2 protein-coding genes are annotated in these 1,808 nt (G+C 74.9%); both read left to right on the top strand.

Going from position 1 to position 1,808, the window contains the following annotated elements:
- The first annotated feature begins 165 nt into the window (after window positions 1-165).
- The gene (gene rnhB, locus L1885_RS27980; RefSeq protein WP_235799940.1) at window positions 166-876 is read left to right on the top strand and encodes a ribonuclease HII; all 711 of its coding nucleotides are present in this window, start codon (window positions 166-168) and stop codon (window positions 874-876) included.
- Window positions 877-1,001: 125 nt separating this feature from the next.
- On the top strand, window positions 1,002-1,643 hold the full coding sequence (locus tag L1885_RS27975; protein WP_235799939.1) for a hypothetical protein: 642 nt from the start codon (window positions 1,002-1,004) through the stop codon (window positions 1,641-1,643).
- Window positions 1,644-1,808 lie beyond the last annotated feature (165 nt).

Below are 1,808 nucleotides of genomic sequence, written 5' to 3'. Positions count from 1 at the left end.
CGCCGCACCCTCCTCCGGTGCCCGCCGGCTCGGCCGCGTACCGGCGGAGCCCGGGGGTCCGACCCGCTCCGGCGCGGTCGCCGGGGCGTGCCGCGCGCCGCGCGCGCCCGCTGTCGGGTACCCCGACTGTCGCGGTGAGTTCGCGCGGCGTACGCTTGCTGCGCCATGCCGTACGAAGCACCCACGCACACCGTCGAACGTTCGCTCCGCGCCACCACGGGCGCGAAGACCGTAGCGGGCATCGACGAGGTCGGCCGTGGTGCCTGGGCAGGTCCCGTCACGGTGTGCGCAGCCGTCACCGGCCTGCGCCGGCCCCCGGACGGACTCACCGACTCCAAGCTGCTGACGCCCAAGCGCCGCGGCGAACTCGCCACCGTCCTGGACACGTGGGTCACCTGCCACGCGCTCGGGCACGCGTCGTCCGAGGAGATCGACGATCTCGGAATGACGGCGGCGCTGCGGCTCGCGGCCGTGCGCGCCCTGGAGGCGCTGCCGGTCGTTCCGGACGCGGTGATCCTCGACGGCAGCCACAACTACTTGGGCGGGCCCTGGCGCGTCCGCACGGTCATCAAGGGCGACCAGTCCTGCGTGTCCGTCGCGGCGGCGTCGGTGCTCGCCAAGGTCCGCAGGGACGCGATGATGGCCGAACTCGGGGCTGCGGCCGCCGAGTACGCGCCGTTCGCCTTCGACGCCAACGCCGGCTATCCCTCGCCGGTGCACAAGGCCGCGCTCAGGGAGTGGGGACCGACACCGCACCACCGGATGTCCTGGTCCTTCCTCGACGCGCTGCCCCAGTGGCGCCACATGAAGAAGACACGCGTCCCTGTGGACACGGCCGCAAGTGAGGGCGGGGTCCAACTCGGTCTCGATTTTTGAAACTTCCGACAAAGCCTCCCGTTGCTGTGCCTTACGGCCACAGACATGGGTACAGCCGCAGACATGGGCACAAATGTGCCCACCCGCCGACACGCTCAGGGTCGGCGTTTGATAGACATCCAGTCATGCCTCTCACCCCCGAGGAGCCTCAGATTCCCGAGAGAGCCCAGGGTCCCCGCGCGACGCCGACCGCAGGCCACGCCGCAGCGACCCCTCGTCCCGTACCCGGTCCGCGTCCCGTTCCCGGGCCGCGCACGGCGGCCACCCCGAGGCCCGGGCGCCCGGGCCCCGGTCCCGCGAGGCCGGCGCCCCCGGCGCAGCGCTCGCACGGTTCCGCGGCCCTGCCCCAGGCGTCCGCGCGCGGCGCGTCCGCCACCGCACCCCAGATCCAGGTGATCCCCGCTTCGCCCGAGGGAGCGCTCGACGCCGCCGAGGAGGCCGTGGACCTGCTGCTCGACTCGGGCCGCGCGCCGGGCGACGTGCTGGTGCTCACCACCGGCGAGCAGCACCCGTGGGCGACGCACGAGCTGTCCTTCGGCGAGGCGTCGTACTGGGCGCAGCACGACGCAGGAGAGGACGTGTTCTTCGCCGACGGCGCCGCCGTGGAGCGGGCCAGGCCCCGCCCCGTGGTCGTGGTCGCGGTCAACGGCGGCGAGGAGTCCGCGCCCGCGCGGATCCTGCCGACGGCACGGGAGCGCGCCACGGCGCTGCTCATCGTGTGCGGCGACCCGCAGCGGATCAACTCCGCCCTCGGCGCGTCCGTCTGAGCCGACCCGGCCGGCCCCGGGCCGGGGCCGCGGCCGGGTCGCCTCGGGCGGCGGCGTCACGCGGGAGGCCGCCCGGTCACGGCGGCCGCCTCCACCGACCGGCGGGGGCGCGTGACGGTGGTGCGCCGTGAGCGGCGGCGCGGGTCGCCGTCACGTCGTACGGCT

Source organism: Streptomyces fuscigenes (assembly GCF_021556455.1).
Lineage (GTDB): Bacteria > Actinomycetota > Actinomycetes > Streptomycetales > Streptomycetaceae > Streptomyces > Streptomyces fuscigenes.
The sequence above is the reverse complement of the archived record's forward strand: the minus strand, read 5'-3'. Positions and strand labels throughout refer to the sequence as shown.